This window comes from Shewanella sp. Actino-trap-3, from assembly GCF_002836275.1.
Lineage (GTDB): Bacteria > Pseudomonadota > Gammaproteobacteria > Enterobacterales > Shewanellaceae > Shewanella > Shewanella psychromarinicola.
In genome coordinates, this window is record NZ_PJCE01000001.1 from 2721566 (window position 1) to 2738514 (window position 16949).

Sequence of the window (16949 nt, forward strand, 5' to 3'; positions counted from 1 at the left end):
TTACCCCTCCAGCTTAGAACGATCACGAACAGCACCTTTATCAGCACTGGTCGCCAGTAATGCATAGGCTTTAAGTGCTAATGAAACATAACGCTCGCGAGAAACCGGTTTCCAACCTAACGGACCTTTGGCATCCATAGCATTGCGGCGACGAGTAATCTCTTCATCACGGACATTAAGTTGAATACTACGCTGAGGTATATCGATGGCAATTTGATCGCCATTTTCAATTAACGCAATAGTGCCACCTGACGCCGCTTCTGGTGATACATGGCCAATTGATAAACCTGAGGTACCACCGGAAAAACGACCATCGGTGATTAATGCACATTTAGCGCCTAAACCACGCGATTTCAAATAAGTTGTTGGATAGAGCATTTCCTGCATACCTGGGCCGCCTTTTGGGCCTTCGTAGCGGATCACCACCACATCACCTTCAATCACTTCGCCGCCTAAAATGCCGGCTACTGCATCATCTTGGCTTTCATACACACGGGCATTGCCAACAAAGGTTAAATTAGACTCATCCACCCCTGCTGTTTTCACAATACAACCATCAACGGCAACGTTACCTGACAATACGGCTAGGCCACCTTCTTGGCTAAACGCAAACTCACGCGAACGAATACAGCCATGTTCGCGATCATCATCGACACTGTCCCAGCGACAATTTTGACTAAATGCTTTAGTGGTTGGAATACCTGCCGGGCCAGCACTAAAAAAGCGAATAATGTCAGGGTCACTAGTCTGTTTAATGTCGTACTTGGCTAACACTGATTTTAAATCGCCGCCATCATCAGCGGCCACATGCGGCACATCGTTATGCAATAAACCCGCGCGGTCTAACTCACCTAAAATACCCATCACCCCACCAGCACGGTGGACATCTTCCATATGATATTGAGGCGTTGATGGCGCAACCTTACATAAATGAGGCACTAAGCGCGATATGCGGTCAATATCCGCCATGGTAAAGTCAATTTCGGCTTCTTGCGCCGCGGCCACTAAATGCAACACAGTATTAGATGACCCGCCCATAGCAACGTCTAATACCATGGCATTTTCAAACGATTTAAATGAGGCTATATTGCGCGGCAATGCTGTTTCATCGTCATGCTTGTAATAACGCTCAGCCAACTTCATTACGCGGCGACCGGCTTCTAAAAATAATTCACGACGATCTTCATGAGTTGCCAGCATAGAGCCGTTACCTGGTAACGACAATCCCAGAGCTTCAGTCAAACAGTTCATTGAATTGGCGGTAAACATTCCCGAGCACGAACCACAAGTAGGGCATGCACTGCGCTCAATTTGCTTACTGTCTTCATCGCTGACATTGGTATCGGCACCCGCTACCATCGCATCAACTAAATCAAGCTTAATAATTTGATCAGATAACTTAGTTTTACCCGCTTCCATTGGACCGCCCGACACAAAGACTACCGGGATGTTTAACCGCAACGCCGCCATTAACATGCCAGGAGTAATTTTATCGCAGTTAGAAATACACACTAATGCATCAGCACAATGGGCATTGACCATGTATTCGACGCTATCGGCAATTAACTCACGTGACGGTAGACTGTACAACATGCCACCGTGACCCATAGCGATACCATCATCTACGGCAATGGTGTTGAACTCTTTGGCAATACCGCCCGCGTCTTCAATGGCGCCGGCAACTAATGACCCCATGTTCTTTAAATGCACATGGCCAGGCACAAACTGAGTGAACGAATTGGCAATCGCGATAATGGGCTTACCAAAATCATTTTCTTTCACTCCAGTGGCACGCCATAGTGCGCGGGCGCCTGCCATGTTGCGGCCTTCGGTACTGGTTGCTGAACGTAATTTGGGCATTACAAATATCCTTGTTTACTACAGTGCTCGTTAGCGGTTTTTCCAATAACGACTAAATAATCTCTAACTAAATAGTATCTAACTAAATCGTGCTTGGCTCAATCGTAAGCGCTAGCCGTTGGCGACCTTGTTTAACGGTATCGCAGATAACACCTTACAATGAGTCACGTCGATTAATTTGTCTAACTGGGTACTCAGCAGTTCAATGGCACGTTCGGCCTCAACCCATAAGTCTACTGCCATGCTGGCATCGTCATTGATACGCACTTGCATTTGGGTGACTGTAAACCCACGATGGCGAGTAACACGTAGTAGGCGTTCAAGCACTTCAGGGCAATGTTGAACGGTTATTTCTAATGCATGCATCATGTTTGCTTCTCCATTTGATCCATCATTTCACTATTACTCGCACCCGGTGGTACTAAAGGCCACACGTTAAAGGCATCATCAATCGACACATGCAGCATGTAAGGACCACTACTGTTTAACATATCTTCTAATCCTTGCTCGACTTGATCGGCACGCGTTATCGTTCGACCTGGTATATCAAATGCTGATGCCATAAGGACAAAATTAGGATTATCAGATAAGTCTGTTTCACTGTAGCGCTCTTCAAAAAACAGTTGTTGCCACTGTTTAACCATACCGAGTTTTTGATTATCCATCAGTAGGATTTTTACCGGCAACTTACGGCGTTTGATTGTGGTTAATTCTTGAACGTTCATCATAAACGAGCCGTCACCAGAGACCGTGACCACAGTCGCATCGGGTCGCGCAACTTGAGCGCCAATCGCGGCGGGTAAGCCAAAACCCATGGTGCCTAAGCCTGCACTTGATAAGTGATCTTCAGGGCGACGGAACCACATGTGCTGCGCCACCCACATTTGATGTTGACCCACATCGCAGGCAACCACACTGTCTTCAGGTAATTTATTGGCTAAACGACGTAACATCGCTGGGGCATAAATTAAATCACCCGGATGTTGGTAGTCCCATTGGTGCTTAAGAGATAACGCCTCAACATCTGCTTGCCACTGACCAATATCAAGCTGGCCAGTCACTGCGGCCGTTAATGCGGGTAACACCAAGCTCAACTCGGCTGCAATCGCTACGTCAGCTTGGCGTAACTTGCCGATTTCGGCAGCATCGATGTCTAAATGCAATACTTTGGCATTACTGGCAAAACTGGCAAGGCGACCGGTAACACGGTCATCAAAGCGTGCACCTACTACCATTAATAAATCGCATTCTTGCACTGCAAGGTTTGCGCCTTTGCCACCATGCATGCCCAACATGCCTAAATAACCTTTAGTACCATGTGCAATGCTGCCCAAGCCTTTTAAGGTCGCCACCGAGGGGACGCCTGTGGCTGCGATAAACTGACGTAAATGCGCAACCGCGCCAGCCATTCCAACACCACCACCGACATACAGCATAGGTTTTTTAGCCTGCTTAATTAACGCTGCTGCAGCGTCTAATTCACTGACTTGGGGTTGTAATTCATCGGTAACGCTTTGAAGCGGTGTTTTGTATTCTAATGAAGCCAGTTGGATGTCTTTTGGAATATCAACTAACACCGGACCAGGACGTCCTGCTGCGGCGATTTCAAATGCGCGATATAAGGTAGGAATAAGCTCATTGATGTCGGTGACCATAAAACTGTGTTTAGTGCACGACAACGACATGCCTAATACATCAATTTCTTGGAATGCGTCAGTACCAATCACACTGCTAGAGACTTGACCGGTTATGGCCACTAGCGGAACAGAGTCAAGCAGAGCATCGGCGAGTGAGGTGACTAAGTTAGTGGCGCCAGGACCGGATGTAGCAAAGCACACTCCTGTTTTACCACTCGCACGAGCATACCCCACCGCAGCAAACGCGGCGCCTTGTTCATGACGGCTAAGCAAGTGCTCTACCGGACCGCCATAAAGGGCATCGTAGATTGGCATAATCGCCCCACCAGGATAACCAAATACGGTTGTCACACCATGTGCTGCTAGTACTTTAATTACTGCATCAGCGCCGCGCATTTTCTGTACTGCTTCCATATGTTGCTCTCTACTTCGTCAATGTATCTGCTGCTCTACTGTGAAATGTTTAGGTATTTTATTTTTACTTAGGGCTAAAACTAAAAAACCCCCGGTCCTTTCGGAGCGGGGGTTTTTGCAATCTGTGTGACTCTTAGGTCAGTCTAGTTGTCAAAACGCCACCCCCGCGGTGATTTAATAATCACTACGGTAATAATTTCGAGAATGAGTATGGTTGCGTGGTTTAACATATTATCGACTGTATCCTAGGTATCTTTGTTGATTTATTTAGTGGTATTTAACCACAACCTTTATGGCGTACTTAAATAAGTACCATAAAAGAATTACCCAATACAACTAAAAAATCTACTTTGTAAAAAAATTCAGCTTCCCTGCCGAGACAATGCAAACAACCACAAAAACTATAAGCGTGTTATTAAGTGACTAATCACTTGTTAATAATCAATTAACAATCAATTAACAACAGTCACTTAACAACAATCTAACGATTTGTTTTCCCAACAGCCCAATTGACAAGATGAACCGTACGATTGATGCCTGTCCGACAACATAAACATGCTGCAAACAACTAAGCGGGTACTTCACCAATCACTTTATACGTTAGCTCGCTTCAACAATACTCTTCATATCAGTCATGTAACCACGTAATTCAGCGCCGATAAACTCAACTTCTGTATTACGAATTTTTTCATTTACGTCGATTAAGCGAAGGTTATCAACACCAGTTGCTTGTTCCTTAAGACCGGCACCTAAGTACTCAGATGGCATAGCGTTAACATAATCACGTAGCATAGGCACTGCGGCATGGTTAAATAAGTAACAACCGTATTCAGCTGTATCTGAAATCACCACATTCATTTCATATAAACGTTTACGCGCAATGGTGTTGGCAATCAAAGGGGTTTCATGCAGCGACTCATAATAAGCCGATTCTTCAACAATGCCTGCGGCAACCATGGTATCAAACGCCAATTCAACACCGGCTTTGATCATCGCCACTAAGAAAATACCTTTATCGAAATAGGTTTGCTCGTCGATATACTCAGATGATACAGGGGCATTTTCAAACGCGGTTTCGTTAGTATCCGCTCTCCAACGCAATAAATTAGCATCATCATTGGCCCAATCTTCCATCATAGTGCGAGAAAACTCACCACTGATAATGTCGTCCATGTGTTTTTCAAACAATGGCTTAAGGATAACCTTTAACTCTTCAGCCATATCAAATGCTGTGATTTTAGCGGGGTTTGATAAGCGATCCATCATGTTGGTAATACCGCCATGCTTAAGCGCTTCGGTTACCGTTTCCCAACCTTGTTGAATTAACTTGCCGGCATAACCCGGTTCGACACCGTCAGCCACCATTTTCTCGTAACCTAAAATGGCACCGGTTTGTAACATGCCACACAAAATGGTCTGTTCGCCCATAAGGTCCGACTTAACTTCAGCAATAAACGATGACATTAATACGCCTGCACGATCGCCACCAGTAGCACTGGCATAAGCCTTAGCAATCGCTAAACCGTCACTGTTTGGGTCGTTTTCTGGGTGCACGGCAATCAATGTCGGTACCCCAAAACCACGCTTATATTCTTCACGTACTTCTGTAGCAGGGCACTTTGGCGCAACCATGATGACAGTAATATCAGCACGAACTTGCATGCCTTCTTCAACAATATTGAAACCATGTGAATAAGATAAGGTAGAACCTTGCTTCATTAATGGCATAACCGCATTAACAACATTAGTATGTTGCTTGTCTGGCGTTAGGTTTAACACTAAATCAGCTGCAGGAATAAGCTCTTCAAAGGTGCCAACGGTAAAACCGTTATCGGTCGCTTTTTGCCATGATGCACGCTTTTCTGCTATTGCTTGCGGACGTAAGGCAAAAGAAATGTTCAGGCCTGAGTCACGCATGTTTAAACCTTGGTTAAGGCCTTGAGCACCACAACCTAAAATCACAATATTCCAATCTTTAATATAGTTGCAACCATCACTGAATTCAGTACGGTTCATAAACCGGCATTGTGCTAGTTGAGCTAATTGTTGACGTAAATTCAGAGAGTTAAAATAGTTAGCCATCTGATACCACCTATAATATTTAGTAATTGGGGACACAACATCTTATAAGTCAGCGACCTTAAACGTTGTGATTAACGTCACTATAGCGCATGCATATGATTGCTTAAAATGATATATTCGGGACATCACGTTGCAATTAATGCAACATAGAATACATAACCTAATACTTAACCTAATGCGTGCTATAAGGTGCTGTGATGGATATTCGCTCTCTTAAATTATATTTACACTTATGCGATAGCCTGCATTTTGCCAAAACAGCGGAGCAATCTCATGTCAGCCCATCGACATTAAGCCGCGCTTTACAGCGTTTAGAAGAGGAACTGGGCAGCAAATTGTTTGAACGTGACAATCGCAGTGTCACCATTACCCACGCAGGCATAGAATTTAAGCGTTTTGCTGAGCAGACATTATCGGAATGGACCCAGCTGCGTAACCGTATCGACCCAAGTCAGCAGTTTTTACGCGGCAATCTTAATTTGTATTGTTCGGTTACCGCAGCTTATAGCCATTTACCGGCGCTGCTAGACCGATTTAGACGTGAGCATCCCCATGTCGATATCAATCTCAATACTGGGGATCCGGCTAATGCGGTCAATCAAATTCAAAAGAATCGCGCCGATATTGCCATTATTGCATTGCCTGATGCGTTTCCCGCCAGCTTGCATTTTACCCCGATTGATAAGGTGCCAATATCAGTTATTGCCCCCACAATGCCATGCCAAGTACAGCAATGGGTAAACCAAGCAAAAATTGATTGGGGAAAGCTACCCTATATCGTGCCTGACCATGGTCCAGGCAGAAAAAGGATTGATTTGTGGTTTAAGCAAATGGGCATCAAACCCAACATATATGCTCAAGTTTCTGGCCAAGAAGCCATTGTCTCTATGGTCGCCTTAGGCTGTGGCGTTGGTATTAGCCCAGAGGCGGTGATCCACAATAGTCCGGTGCGAGAGCGTATTCAAATCTTATCGTCGCCAATTCCAATCCCCCCTTTTGAATTAGGCTGTTGCTGCAAAGAAAAACGCACCAATGATCCGATCATTAGTGCGTTCTTAGAGATTATTTAATGGGGCGAATATGAATTACTCAAGGTAATGGCGGTGCATCAATGTCTAAACGGGTAACCAATAGTTGGTCGACTTTGTAAGAATCAATATCAACCACCTCAAATTTATAACCCGCGTAATTGACAAAGTCAGTACGCTTGGGAATTTTACGCAGCATGTACATCATAAAACCGGCAATGGTTTCGTAATTCTGATTATGTGGAAACACTTCAATATTAAATGCGCGCATCACATCGGTAATGGGCGTCACGCCATCCACTAACCAAGAATTACCATCACGGGCAACAATTTGCTCTTCACTTTCATGCAATGACCACGCGCCCATAACGGCACTTTGTAGATCGTTGGTGGTCACAATACCGACAACCAAAGCATACTCGTTCATCACCACCGCAAAGTCAGATCGATTATTCTTAAAATACTCCATCGACTCAGATAAGGTTAAGGTATCAGGAATAATTAAACAGTTATGTACAAGCGTGCTGCCTTTTAAGGTTATATCTTGCCCATTAATCACTCGGATCAGCAACTCTTTTGCATCAACAAATCCTTTGATCATGTCCAGTTGACCGTCACAAACGATAAACTTGTTATGCGGATTTTTAGCAATTTTTTGCTTGATGTCTTCTTCGGTATCTTGCAGTAAAAAATACACTAAACTTTCACGCGCCGTCATGGCCGAGGTCACCGACACAGACTGCATTTCAAACACGTTCTCCATCATTTGCTGCTCGCCTTTATCCATCACACCGGCTTCAGTGCCAGCGGTCATCATGGCGTAGATATCATCATGGGTCACTTGGTCATTACGCGCGGTAGGCACTTGTAATAATTTAAAAATAGCATTAGCCAAGCCATTAAAAATCCACACAAACGGTTTTAATACTTTAATGCATAGAATAATGGGCATCACAAAAGTAACGGCCACTTGCTCAGGGATCACCATTGCAATCCGTTTCGGCATCAAATCAGCGAATAGAATAAACAACGAGGTGACGGTAACAAATGAACACACAAAACTCAGCTGCAAGCCCCACTCATTGCCTAATAAAGGCAACAGTAGTTGTTCAAAATGCGGTCTAAAGGCCGATTCACCGACGATACCGCCCATGATAGCCACTGCATTAAGTCCAATTTGCACTACGGTAAAAAAACTGCCTGGATGCGCCTGCAGTTTCAGCACTTTAGCGGCACGTAAATCACCTTCATCAGCCATTAATTGCAAGCGCATCTTTCGTGATGCCGCGAGTGCAATTTCAGACATAGAAAAAAAACAACTTATGCCTATTAGGCACAAGATGATCAATAAATTATCAGAGAGGCTCATAGTTTACCTTTACCTGAGTACTAGCCAAAATATCAGGAATGTATGTACATATCTTTGTTGCAAAATGGACAAATGCAAGACCTCAGCCATTTATTAACATTAAAATTAATCTGGCTAACGGTGCAATACAGATAGAAATAACCAGTGGTGAAATATCATTATTGCGTTTCACGACAACAGACCAATTTATAATCAGTCCCCGCGAACGATAAAGCGACGGTATTCTACTCAACATCAGTGATTTAAACTAGCTTACAAAGCTAACTTTATCTGACTTATTTAGCCTTTATCACGCAAAAAAACACATCGCTGCTAGACTGTAGCAACCCATTCATTTGTATATTATTCAAACAAAAGGAATTGTTAATGGCGATAGCCTGTGTATTTACCCGAGCAAGCTGCGGTGTAGAAGCGCCGAGAGTGACTGTTGAAGTACATTTAAGCAATGGTTTACCGGCGTTTAATCTAGTGGGGTTACCAGAAACCTCAGTCAAAGAAGCCAAAGAGCGCGTCAGAAGTGCATTGATTAATGCAGGATTTGAATTTCCACAAAGACGCATTACCGTCAACCTCGCCCCAGCCGATTTACCTAAACAAGGTGGCCGCTATGATTTACCCATTGCGGTTGGTATTCTCGCGGCGTCAAATCAAATCCCAGCCAAAGCATTACACCAATGTGAGTTTGTCGGTGAATTGGCACTTTCAGGTCAAATTCGCCCTTGCTGTGGATTGCTGCCTGCCATTATTGCGGCACGTAATGATCAGCACCATTTTTTTATGCCCATCGAAAACCGTCATGAAGCAGAACTCGTTGGTTATCATCACAGTTATTTTGTCGCCCACTTACAAAACTTGGCAGCCTTTTTACACGGCCAGGCACAATTACCGTTACTCGATACCTTACCCGAGTGGATTGAAGAGCAGCCTCTAGTATCATCATCACTTTGTATGAGTGATGTCATTGGCCAGTATCAAGCCAAGCAAGGGCTTGAAATCGCGGCAGCCGGAGGACATAACATGTTATTTATAGGCCCCCCAGGGACAGGGAAAAGCATGTTAGCCAATCGAATTATTCCGTTATTACCCCCGCTCACCTACGACGAAGCGATTGAAGTGGCGGCGATCCATTCTGTCGCCGGATTACATGTCAAACCACAAAACTTCCTTAACCGCCCTTTTCGATCGCCGCATCATACCTCCTCATCGATTGCACTTATTGGCGGCGGTAGCCACCCCAAACCAGGGGAAATATCCTTAGCGCACCGCGGGGTTTTATTTCTTGATGAAATAGCGGAGTTTCCTCGTAAGGTACTAGATTGTCTGCGAGAGCCGTTGGAAACCGGCCAAGTTGAAATTTCACGCGCTGCAGCAAAATTGACCTTTTTGAGTCGGTTTCAACTCATCGCCGCCATGAACCCAAGCCCCTGTGGCGATACTGAACGCGCGCGTTCAACGCCCGATCAAATTCAGCGATATTTATCACGTTTATCGGGGCCTTTTTTAGACCGCTTCGATTTAACCGTAGACGTGCCCAAACTTCCTGCCGGCACCTTAACCCAACAACACCAACCCAGTGAGTCTAGTGTTGAAATAGCCAAGCGCGTTAAACAAGCGCGCGATCAACAACTCAGCCGTTCTGGGGTATTAAACAGTGAATTAACCCCAAAGCAACTCAAACAAGATGGGGGGATTACTCAAGCAGATCTGGCTTTTTTGGAACAAAGTGTCGTGAGCTTAGGATTATCTGTTCGCAGTTTTCATCGTATTCAACGCGTATCACGCACCATTGCCGACTTGCAGCAATCTCCTACCACTGAGCGCAATCACATTGCTCAAGCCCTTGGTTATCGGGCAATGGACCGATTACTAGCAAAATTGAATCAACAATAAACGTAATTTAACCTATCGTATTGATTGAGCAAATCAGCGACTCCTAGTAACATAGCCATCCGTTTAATAGGAGAGAAAAATGTCGCCGCTTTCGAAAATCAAAGGTTCAATTGCATTCTTATGCTATTTATTTAATACCATTTTTTGGACAATCCCCATCTTGATGTTCAGTATTGTAAAGTTGATCCCGATTGGCATTTTTCAAAAAGTCTGTAGTTATATTCTCGATAATTGCGCGACAGCATGGATAAGCACTAATACTATCATTGAAGATATTTTTCATCCGATGCGTATTCATGTCACTGGCGATCAATCGTTTTCTGAAAAAGAATGGTATATGGTCATTGCTAACCATCAATCATGGGTCGACATCCTCATTTTGCAACGAGTATTTAATCGCAACATTCCATTTTTAAAGTTTTTCCTCAAACAAGAACTGATCTTTGTGCCGGTACTCGGCCTAGCATGGTGGGCATTAGACTTTCCGTTTATGCGCCGTTACAGCACTGCACAATTGCGAAAAAACCCTAAATTGAAAGGCAAAGACATTGAAATTACTCGCAAAGCCTGTGAAAAATTTAAAACCAAGCCAGTCAGTATAATGAACTTTGTTGAAGGCACACGATTTAGTGTGGCTAAACATGATAAACAAAACTCTGCCTTTCAACACCTGCTAAAGCCTAAAGCTGGCGGGATGGCTTTTGCATTATCGGCTATGGGGGAGCACATCAATAAGCTCGTTAATGTGACCATCTATTATCCAGACATCGTTCCTACGTATTGGCAATATATTTGTGGCGAACTATCTGACGTTAGAGTGGATATCAAAATCACTGACATCCCAAAGAATATGCGGGGTGATTACCTAAAAGACCGCGAATTTAAAATCGAATTCCAAGAACAGTTAAATCAGCTATGGGTTGAAAAAGATCAACAGTTACAACAATTCATTACTGACGCAAAGCCAAAGGTATAACAATATATGCTGACTTTTTTACCTGGGCCGGTACTATTTATAATCAGTTTGTCGCTATTGATCATCAATACCCTAGTATGGAGCTCATTGTTAACCATTGGCGGCGTGGCAAAATTATTACTGCCGTTCTTGCTTGCACGCAGACTATTAACCCGAATAATGAATCGTTTAATGTGGTCATGGGCCACATGTAACGGCGGCATTTTATATTTAATCTCAAATATTGAATGGGATGTAAAAGGGCTCGATAAACTTGACCCTAACGGCTGGTATTTACTGATCAGTAATCATGTCAGTGGCTTTGATATTGCCGCCCAAACGTACGTATTACGTAACCACATTCCAATGTTGAAATTCTTTTTAAAAAAAGAACTGCTCTATGTGCCAATAATGGGCCTAGGTTGCTGGGCGCTGGACATGCCGTTTATGAACCGAACGAGTGCGGCTAAGCTGAAAAAGAATCCAAAATTGAAAGGTAAAGATCTTCAAACGACCCGCAAAGCCTGCGAACGTTTCAAACACATGCCAACATCGATTATTAATTATGTTGAAGGCAGTCGCTTTACCGAAGAGAAGCGTCTGCGTCAGAATTCACCGTATCGCCATTTATTACGCCCTAAAGCCAGCGGCATTGCCTTCACGCTATCTGCGATGGGCGAACAGTTTACCAGCCTGTTAAATATCACTTTGGTTTATCCAGAAACATCGGAAAAAGTACTGGCTAATGTCATGCATGGACGTACCAAAAAAGTGATTATGCGTGTTGAAGTACTCCCGGTGCCGCGAGTTGACCCACAGATCTATTTTTCAAGCCCGGAAACCCGTGTCGAATTTCAGCGCTGGTTAAATAGACTTTGGCTAGATAAAGATCAGCAAATTGATGACATAAAAAAAGCTTACCTACAGCAACAACGTAATCAAAGTGATTAAATCGTCAAAAAACCGACAAATGACGATTTTCTGTTGCGTTAAACGTGTAAAACTGTCAGTTTTAGAAGGAAAAAGAGTTTATCTATAACTCAATTCTTAAAATTAATTAACAACTGAATACGTAAGGTTTAATTTAGCGTTTTTTTGTTAATATAATTAGAATTTATCGCAGCCTTATCAATGAAGTTTTTATAGGTGAAATTTGAATTTTCGTGTATTCATGCTGTTAGCACACAGGCTAATATTGGTCATAATATTGATTTTTTCGGTGTCTGTTGCAGCACAAAAAAATGATCCTTATAACGGTCTAACCGAAGTAAAGTTTGACCACTTCGATACAGAAGGAGGCCTTAATCAAAACACGATTACTCGCCTGTTTATGGACAGTTCGGGGATGTTATGGATAGGAACTCAAGACGGTCTGCACGGCTATAATGGCGTTGAGTTTACCTTATACTTAAAACAACAAAAAAGCAGTAATTCTATATCGGGAGACTTGATCACCGACATCTTGCAATCGCCCGATGGGGATTTATGGGTAGGCACCTTCAATAATGGCCTCAATAGACTCAATCTCACTAGCGGGAAATTCACTCAGTTCAAACAAAATCAAGGTTTAACAGAACTTCAGGTGACCCACCTTGCAGTCATTGGCGACACCTTATGGGTAGGAACGCGTTCAGGTCTGTACATACTCTCCCTAAAAACAGAAAAAATTATTCCCGTCAGTTTAGCGAATAACATCACCCCTAATATTACCAGTATTGCCAATGTTGATGATAAGTACATTGTCGTCGGCACTGAATCTCATGGCACATTTTCCATTGATAGTAACACCATTATTCGGCTTGATATTCCCGTTAACAAGACAGTAAATCAAATCAAGTCAAGTTCAATTTATTCTGTTTGGCTGGCCATTGATAATCAAATTTGGCGCTACAATTTAGATACTCAACAAAAAGAACTGATATGGTCTAGTGATAATAATTATGGCAACAGCCGTAAGATTACGGACTTAGTGGTGATAAATGCCAATCAGATTTTTGCCATTGGAACTAATACAGGCCTGTTCCAACTCGACTTTATTGATGGTCAGTGGCACAGCAGAGTTTATAAGCATAATCCACAAAAACTTAATAGCATCAGTGCCAATACCCTACAAAGCCTAATGCTAGACCAAAACGGTACCCTATGGATTGGCACGGGGTATTCGGGCATCGATAAGCTTAATCTCAGCCATCAATACTTTAGCCACGTTTACGATGACCAAACCAATTCCCCTGGCATGGCAAACATAATCCGCACTATTTTTCGGGATACGCAGCAACGCCTGTGGATAGGCACCGATGGTGCTGGGCTCAAATATTTGGTCCCTCATGATAACCAATATCACTACATCAATGAGTTATTTGCACAGTCACTCGCGATACCAGTAGAACAATTATCGTTAACAGTGCATGACATTGTCCAAGATAAACAAGGTTTACTGTGGTTTGCCACCAATGTGGGACTATTTACCCTAGACAAGAGTAACACCCTGCAGCAAATCAAACCTGCAAACGAACAGTTTCATGCCGATACTCAGATACGCAGTTTAGCCTTTGATGACAAAGATCGTTTATGGATAGCAAGCTCGCAAGGTTTGTATTTTATCTCTGAGTATACTAACCGCATGATGGCCTATAACTTCGGTTTTCAAGCTGACTTTTCGCCGTTCAAATACCAAATCATTAAGCTCTATTTTAGCCAAGGTTATTTATGGCTAGGAACAATGGGCGGAGTGGTAAGGCTCTCGGCTGAAGAACAAAAGCTCGACTTTCTAAATCATGACCCCGACAATCCACATAGCCTCAGTGACAACCGCGTTAGAGACTTTTTACTGGCCGAAAATGGCGACTTTTGGGTGGCCACTCACGGTGGTATAGACAAACTAACCCTAGAATACGGTACGTTTAAATTTCAACGAATGGACGTCAACGCTGATGGCAGTAGTAATACGGTTTACGCTATTTTAGAAGACGACAAACACGATTTGTGGCTAAGTACTAACTCGGGCGTTTCACGTTTTACCCCTAGTAATCAAAGCTTTATTTCCTATAACAAATTCGAAGGCCTGCAAGCTAATGAGTTTAATGGTGCGGCCAAGTTTAAAGAAGCAAACGGCACCTTATGGTTTGGCGGTATTCGAGGCCTTAACCATTTTAACCCTACCACTATTCCAATTCAGAGAGCCGAGAACAAACTAGCGCTGACAAAATACACTATTGGAGACACCCAGCACCCTATTCACGACTTAAGCCATGCTCCCCACATTACCATGCCTTATGAAAAGCAACTCATCAGTTTTGAAGTCGGATCGCTTAATTTTAGTTACCCTGAATTAAGCCGTTTTAGCTATTTTTTAGACGGTTATGATATCGATTGGCGTGAATTATCCCATGGGAACGAAATCACCTATACCAACTTACCACCAGGTGAGTACCGATTAATGGTTCGCCATGCATTAGGGACTAATAAATACAGTCAATACACCCTGAATGTGGATGTGTCAGTGGTGCCACCGATTTATATGACTCACGCGGCTTATGCACTGTATGTGACAGCCGGGTTATTATTTATTATTTGGTTTTTTGCTGCAAAACAGAAAAAGTTGGCTAAACAACGTGAGTTTGACAGCAGTATTCGCGCCTCTGAAGAGCGCCTAAAACTGGCGCTTTGGGCTTCGGGCGATGGCATGTGGGACTGGAATATCAAAGAGGGCAAAGTTTACCGAACCAACATAATTGAGCCGATGAATTTATCGTTAGAAGATCAATTATTGATTAAAAATATTGATCCAGAAGACAGGCCTCGAGTGCAAAAACTGCTTAACGATCATCTAAATGGTGACAGTGAGTTTTTTGAAGCCGAGTACCGCGTAGAAACCAAACCTGGAGAGTGGGCCTGGGTACTAGACCGAGGTCAAATTGTTGAACGAGATAAAAATAATATCCCAGTGCGAATGGCGGGCACTCATAAAGATATTACTAGCCGTAAGCTGACCGAAAACGAGTTAAAACTATCGTCACAAGTATTGTTTAGCATGAATGAAGCGGTTGTCGTCGGCGAACTTGACTACCAAATACGTTCCGTTAATCCAGCTTTTAGCCGCATTACCGGCTTTAAACACCGTGATGTTGTCGGCAAGCATTTCTTATTTTTAACCATGGGTAAGCAATCTCGCGAGTTTTATAACTCAGTTGAAGCTCAGCTCTTAAGACACAAGCATTGGGCCGGCGAAATACACATTCGAACTCGCGACCGTCGCGGTATCCTTGCATGGTTGGAAATAAACCAAGTTATTAATAACAAAGGTGAGACAAGTCATTTTGTGGCCGTATTCACCGATATTACCGCACGAAAAAAAGCGGAAGAAGATTTACGGGTACTGGCTAACTTCGATCCACTGACTGGATTGCCTAATCGTACGCTATTCCAAGACAGGCTCAATCAAGCGGTCACTAAAGCACATCGTTCAAATAGTATAGTGGCATTGTTATTTTTAGATCTTGACCGATTTAAACATATCAATGACTCAATGGGACACCACATTGGTGATTTACTGCTTAAAGCCGTCGCCCATCGCCTACAAAATGCGGTACGAGATGGCGATACCGTTGCACGTTTAGGCGGTGATGAATTTACCATTATTTTAGAAGGGGTAGCAAAAACGAAAGCCGCCACTATTATTGCTGAAAAAGTGTTAAATGCATTCCAAAGCCCTTATTTGCTTGACGATAAAATTCTGACTATCTCACCGTCAATTGGTATCAGTTTGTATCCTGAAGATGCAGAAGATACGACCTCGTTGATAAAATACGCTGATACCGCCATGTATCACGCTAAATCACTGGGCAGAAATAACTTCCAATTCTATACCAAACAATTAAACCAATATGCGACACGCTACGTCGAACTAGAAGCTGGCCTTAAAAATGCAATGCAAAACAATGAGCTATATTTAGTTTATCAACCTAAATACGATATAAAAACCGAAAAAATTATCGGCCTTGAAGCCTTAATGCGTTGGGAAAGCCCAGAACTTGGCTTGATTTCACCGGTTGAGTTTATCCCACTTGCGGAAGAAACCGGCATCATTAATCAGATTGGTCACTGGGCGATTAACCAAGCCTGTAGTCAGCTGGCACTATGGCACCAACAAGGCTTTGAGCATATCTCTGTTGCCGTTAACCTTTCTGCCAGACAGTTAAAAGTCGATATTATCTCGATGATAGAGGTCGCATTAGCAGTATCTGGGCTACCGGCAAGTGCCCTAGAGCTAGAATTAACTGAATCAATGATTATGGGTAACCCACAAGAATCAGTCACCGTGCTGTCACAACTCAAAGCCTTGGGGTTAACCATCGCAGTAGATGACTTTGGCACTGGATACTCAAGCTTAAGCTATTTGAAACGCTTCCCAATTGATACCTTGAAAATTGATCAAGAATTTGTGCGAGATATAACTGAAGATCCTGACGATGCAGCAATCACTAGCGCCATTATTACCTTGGCTCATAGTTTAGAACTTAAGGTTGTGGCTGAAGGGGTTGAAACCCAAGCACAATTAAATTTCTTACGTGAAGGAGGCTGTGATCAAGTGCAAGGCTTCTTGCTCAGCAAGCCATTGAACGCTGTTGATTGCCTGGTATTATTAACCAAAGACAAAGCTGCCATTAGTCATTTTTAAGACAAAATAAAAGCTCCATTTAGGAGCTTTTATT

Annotated in this window: 10 protein-coding genes; 5 read left to right on the forward strand and 5 right to left on the reverse strand. The window is 43.2% G+C overall.

Features of this window, described 5'->3' with window-relative positions; all coding sequences use genetic code 11:
• From ilvD to ilvC, 4 genes are all read right to left on the reverse strand, one after another.
• Nucleotides 1-1860 carry a dihydroxy-acid dehydratase gene (ilvD, locus tag CXF80_RS11585; RefSeq protein WP_101033011.1) on the reverse strand — a complete coding sequence of 620 codons (1860 nt, stop codon included), beginning with the start codon at nucleotides 1858-1860 and terminating at the stop codon, nucleotides 1-3.
• Nucleotides 1861-1971: 111 nt separating this feature from the next.
• On the reverse strand, nucleotides 1972-2229 hold the full coding sequence (gene ilvM / locus CXF80_RS11590) for an acetolactate synthase 2 small subunit (protein ID WP_101033012.1): 258 nt from the start codon (nucleotides 2227-2229) through the stop codon (nucleotides 1972-1974).
• Nucleotides 2226-3911, reverse strand: coding sequence for an acetolactate synthase 2 catalytic subunit (ilvG, locus tag CXF80_RS11595; RefSeq protein ID WP_101033013.1), 1686 nt, complete (start codon nucleotides 3909-3911; stop codon nucleotides 2226-2228). The genes ilvM and ilvG overlap by 4 nt, the downstream gene beginning before the upstream one ends.
• A gap of 600 nt (nucleotides 3912-4511) precedes the next feature.
• On the reverse strand, nucleotides 4512-5993 hold the full coding sequence (ilvC, locus tag CXF80_RS11600; RefSeq protein ID WP_101033014.1) for a ketol-acid reductoisomerase: 1482 nt from the start codon (nucleotides 5991-5993) through the stop codon (nucleotides 4512-4514).
• A 197-nt stretch (nucleotides 5994-6190) separates the two neighbouring features.
• Here ilvC and ilvY point away from each other — a divergent pair, with 197 nt between their 5' ends.
• Complete coding sequence (ilvY, locus tag CXF80_RS11605) at nucleotides 6191-7063, forward strand: HTH-type transcriptional activator IlvY (protein WP_101033015.1); 873 nt, start codon at nucleotides 6191-6193, stop codon at nucleotides 7061-7063.
• Between the two features lie 19 nt (nucleotides 7064-7082).
• Here the strand turns inward: ilvY and CXF80_RS11610 are convergent, their stop codons facing one another.
• On the reverse strand, nucleotides 7083-8390 hold the full coding sequence (locus CXF80_RS11610) for a hemolysin family protein (RefSeq protein WP_101033016.1): 1308 nt from the start codon (nucleotides 8388-8390) through the stop codon (nucleotides 7083-7085).
• Nucleotides 8391-8756: 366 nt separating this feature from the next.
• Here CXF80_RS11610 and CXF80_RS11615 point away from each other — a divergent pair, with 366 nt between their 5' ends.
• The 4 genes from CXF80_RS11615 (at nucleotide 8757) to CXF80_RS11630 (ending at nucleotide 16915) form a co-directional block, all read left to right on the forward strand.
• Nucleotides 8757-10280, forward strand: coding sequence for a YifB family Mg chelatase-like AAA ATPase (locus CXF80_RS11615; protein ID WP_101033017.1), 1524 nt, complete (start codon nucleotides 8757-8759; stop codon nucleotides 10278-10280).
• Nucleotides 10281-10359: 79 nt separating this feature from the next.
• Complete coding sequence (locus tag CXF80_RS11620; protein ID WP_101033018.1) at nucleotides 10360-11256, forward strand: acyltransferase; 897 nt, start codon at nucleotides 10360-10362, stop codon at nucleotides 11254-11256.
• Between the two features lie 6 nt (nucleotides 11257-11262).
• On the forward strand, nucleotides 11263-12186 hold the full coding sequence (locus CXF80_RS11625) for an acyltransferase (protein WP_101033019.1): 924 nt from the start codon (nucleotides 11263-11265) through the stop codon (nucleotides 12184-12186).
• A 220-nt stretch (nucleotides 12187-12406) separates the two neighbouring features.
• Nucleotides 12407-16915, forward strand: a complete 4509-nt coding sequence (locus tag CXF80_RS11630) for an EAL domain-containing protein (protein ID WP_101033020.1) — start codon at nucleotides 12407-12409, stop codon at nucleotides 16913-16915.
• The last annotated feature ends 34 nt before the right edge of the window (nucleotides 16916-16949 follow it).

What these genes read in the sequence shown, in the direction of transcription:
- ilvD (WP_101033011.1), bottom strand. Translation starts at nt 1,860, where the DNA reads ATGCCCAAATTACGTTCAGCAACCAGTACCGAAGGCCGCAACATGGCA.
- ilvM (WP_101033012.1), bottom strand. Translation starts at nt 2,229, where the DNA reads ATGATGCATGCATTAGAAATAACCGTTCAACATTGCCCTGAAGTGCTT.
- CXF80_RS11630 (WP_101033020.1), top strand. Translation starts at nt 12,407, where the DNA reads ATGCTGTTAGCACACAGGCTAATATTGGTCATAATATTGATTTTTTCG.
- CXF80_RS11610 (WP_101033016.1), bottom strand. Translation starts at nt 8,390, where the DNA reads ATGAGCCTCTCTGATAATTTATTGATCATCTTGTGCCTAATAGGCATA.
- ilvY (WP_101033015.1), top strand. Translation starts at nt 6,191, where the DNA reads ATGGATATTCGCTCTCTTAAATTATATTTACACTTATGCGATAGCCTG.
- CXF80_RS11615 (WP_101033017.1), top strand. Translation starts at nt 8,757, where the DNA reads ATGGCGATAGCCTGTGTATTTACCCGAGCAAGCTGCGGTGTAGAAGCG.
- ilvC (WP_101033014.1), bottom strand. Translation starts at nt 5,993, where the DNA reads ATGGCTAACTATTTTAACTCTCTGAATTTACGTCAACAATTAGCTCAA.
- CXF80_RS11620 (WP_101033018.1), top strand. Translation starts at nt 10,360, where the DNA reads ATGTCGCCGCTTTCGAAAATCAAAGGTTCAATTGCATTCTTATGCTAT.
- CXF80_RS11625 (WP_101033019.1), top strand. Translation starts at nt 11,263, where the DNA reads ATGCTGACTTTTTTACCTGGGCCGGTACTATTTATAATCAGTTTGTCG.
- ilvG (WP_101033013.1), bottom strand. Translation starts at nt 3,911, where the DNA reads ATGGAAGCAGTACAGAAAATGCGCGGCGCTGATGCAGTAATTAAAGTA.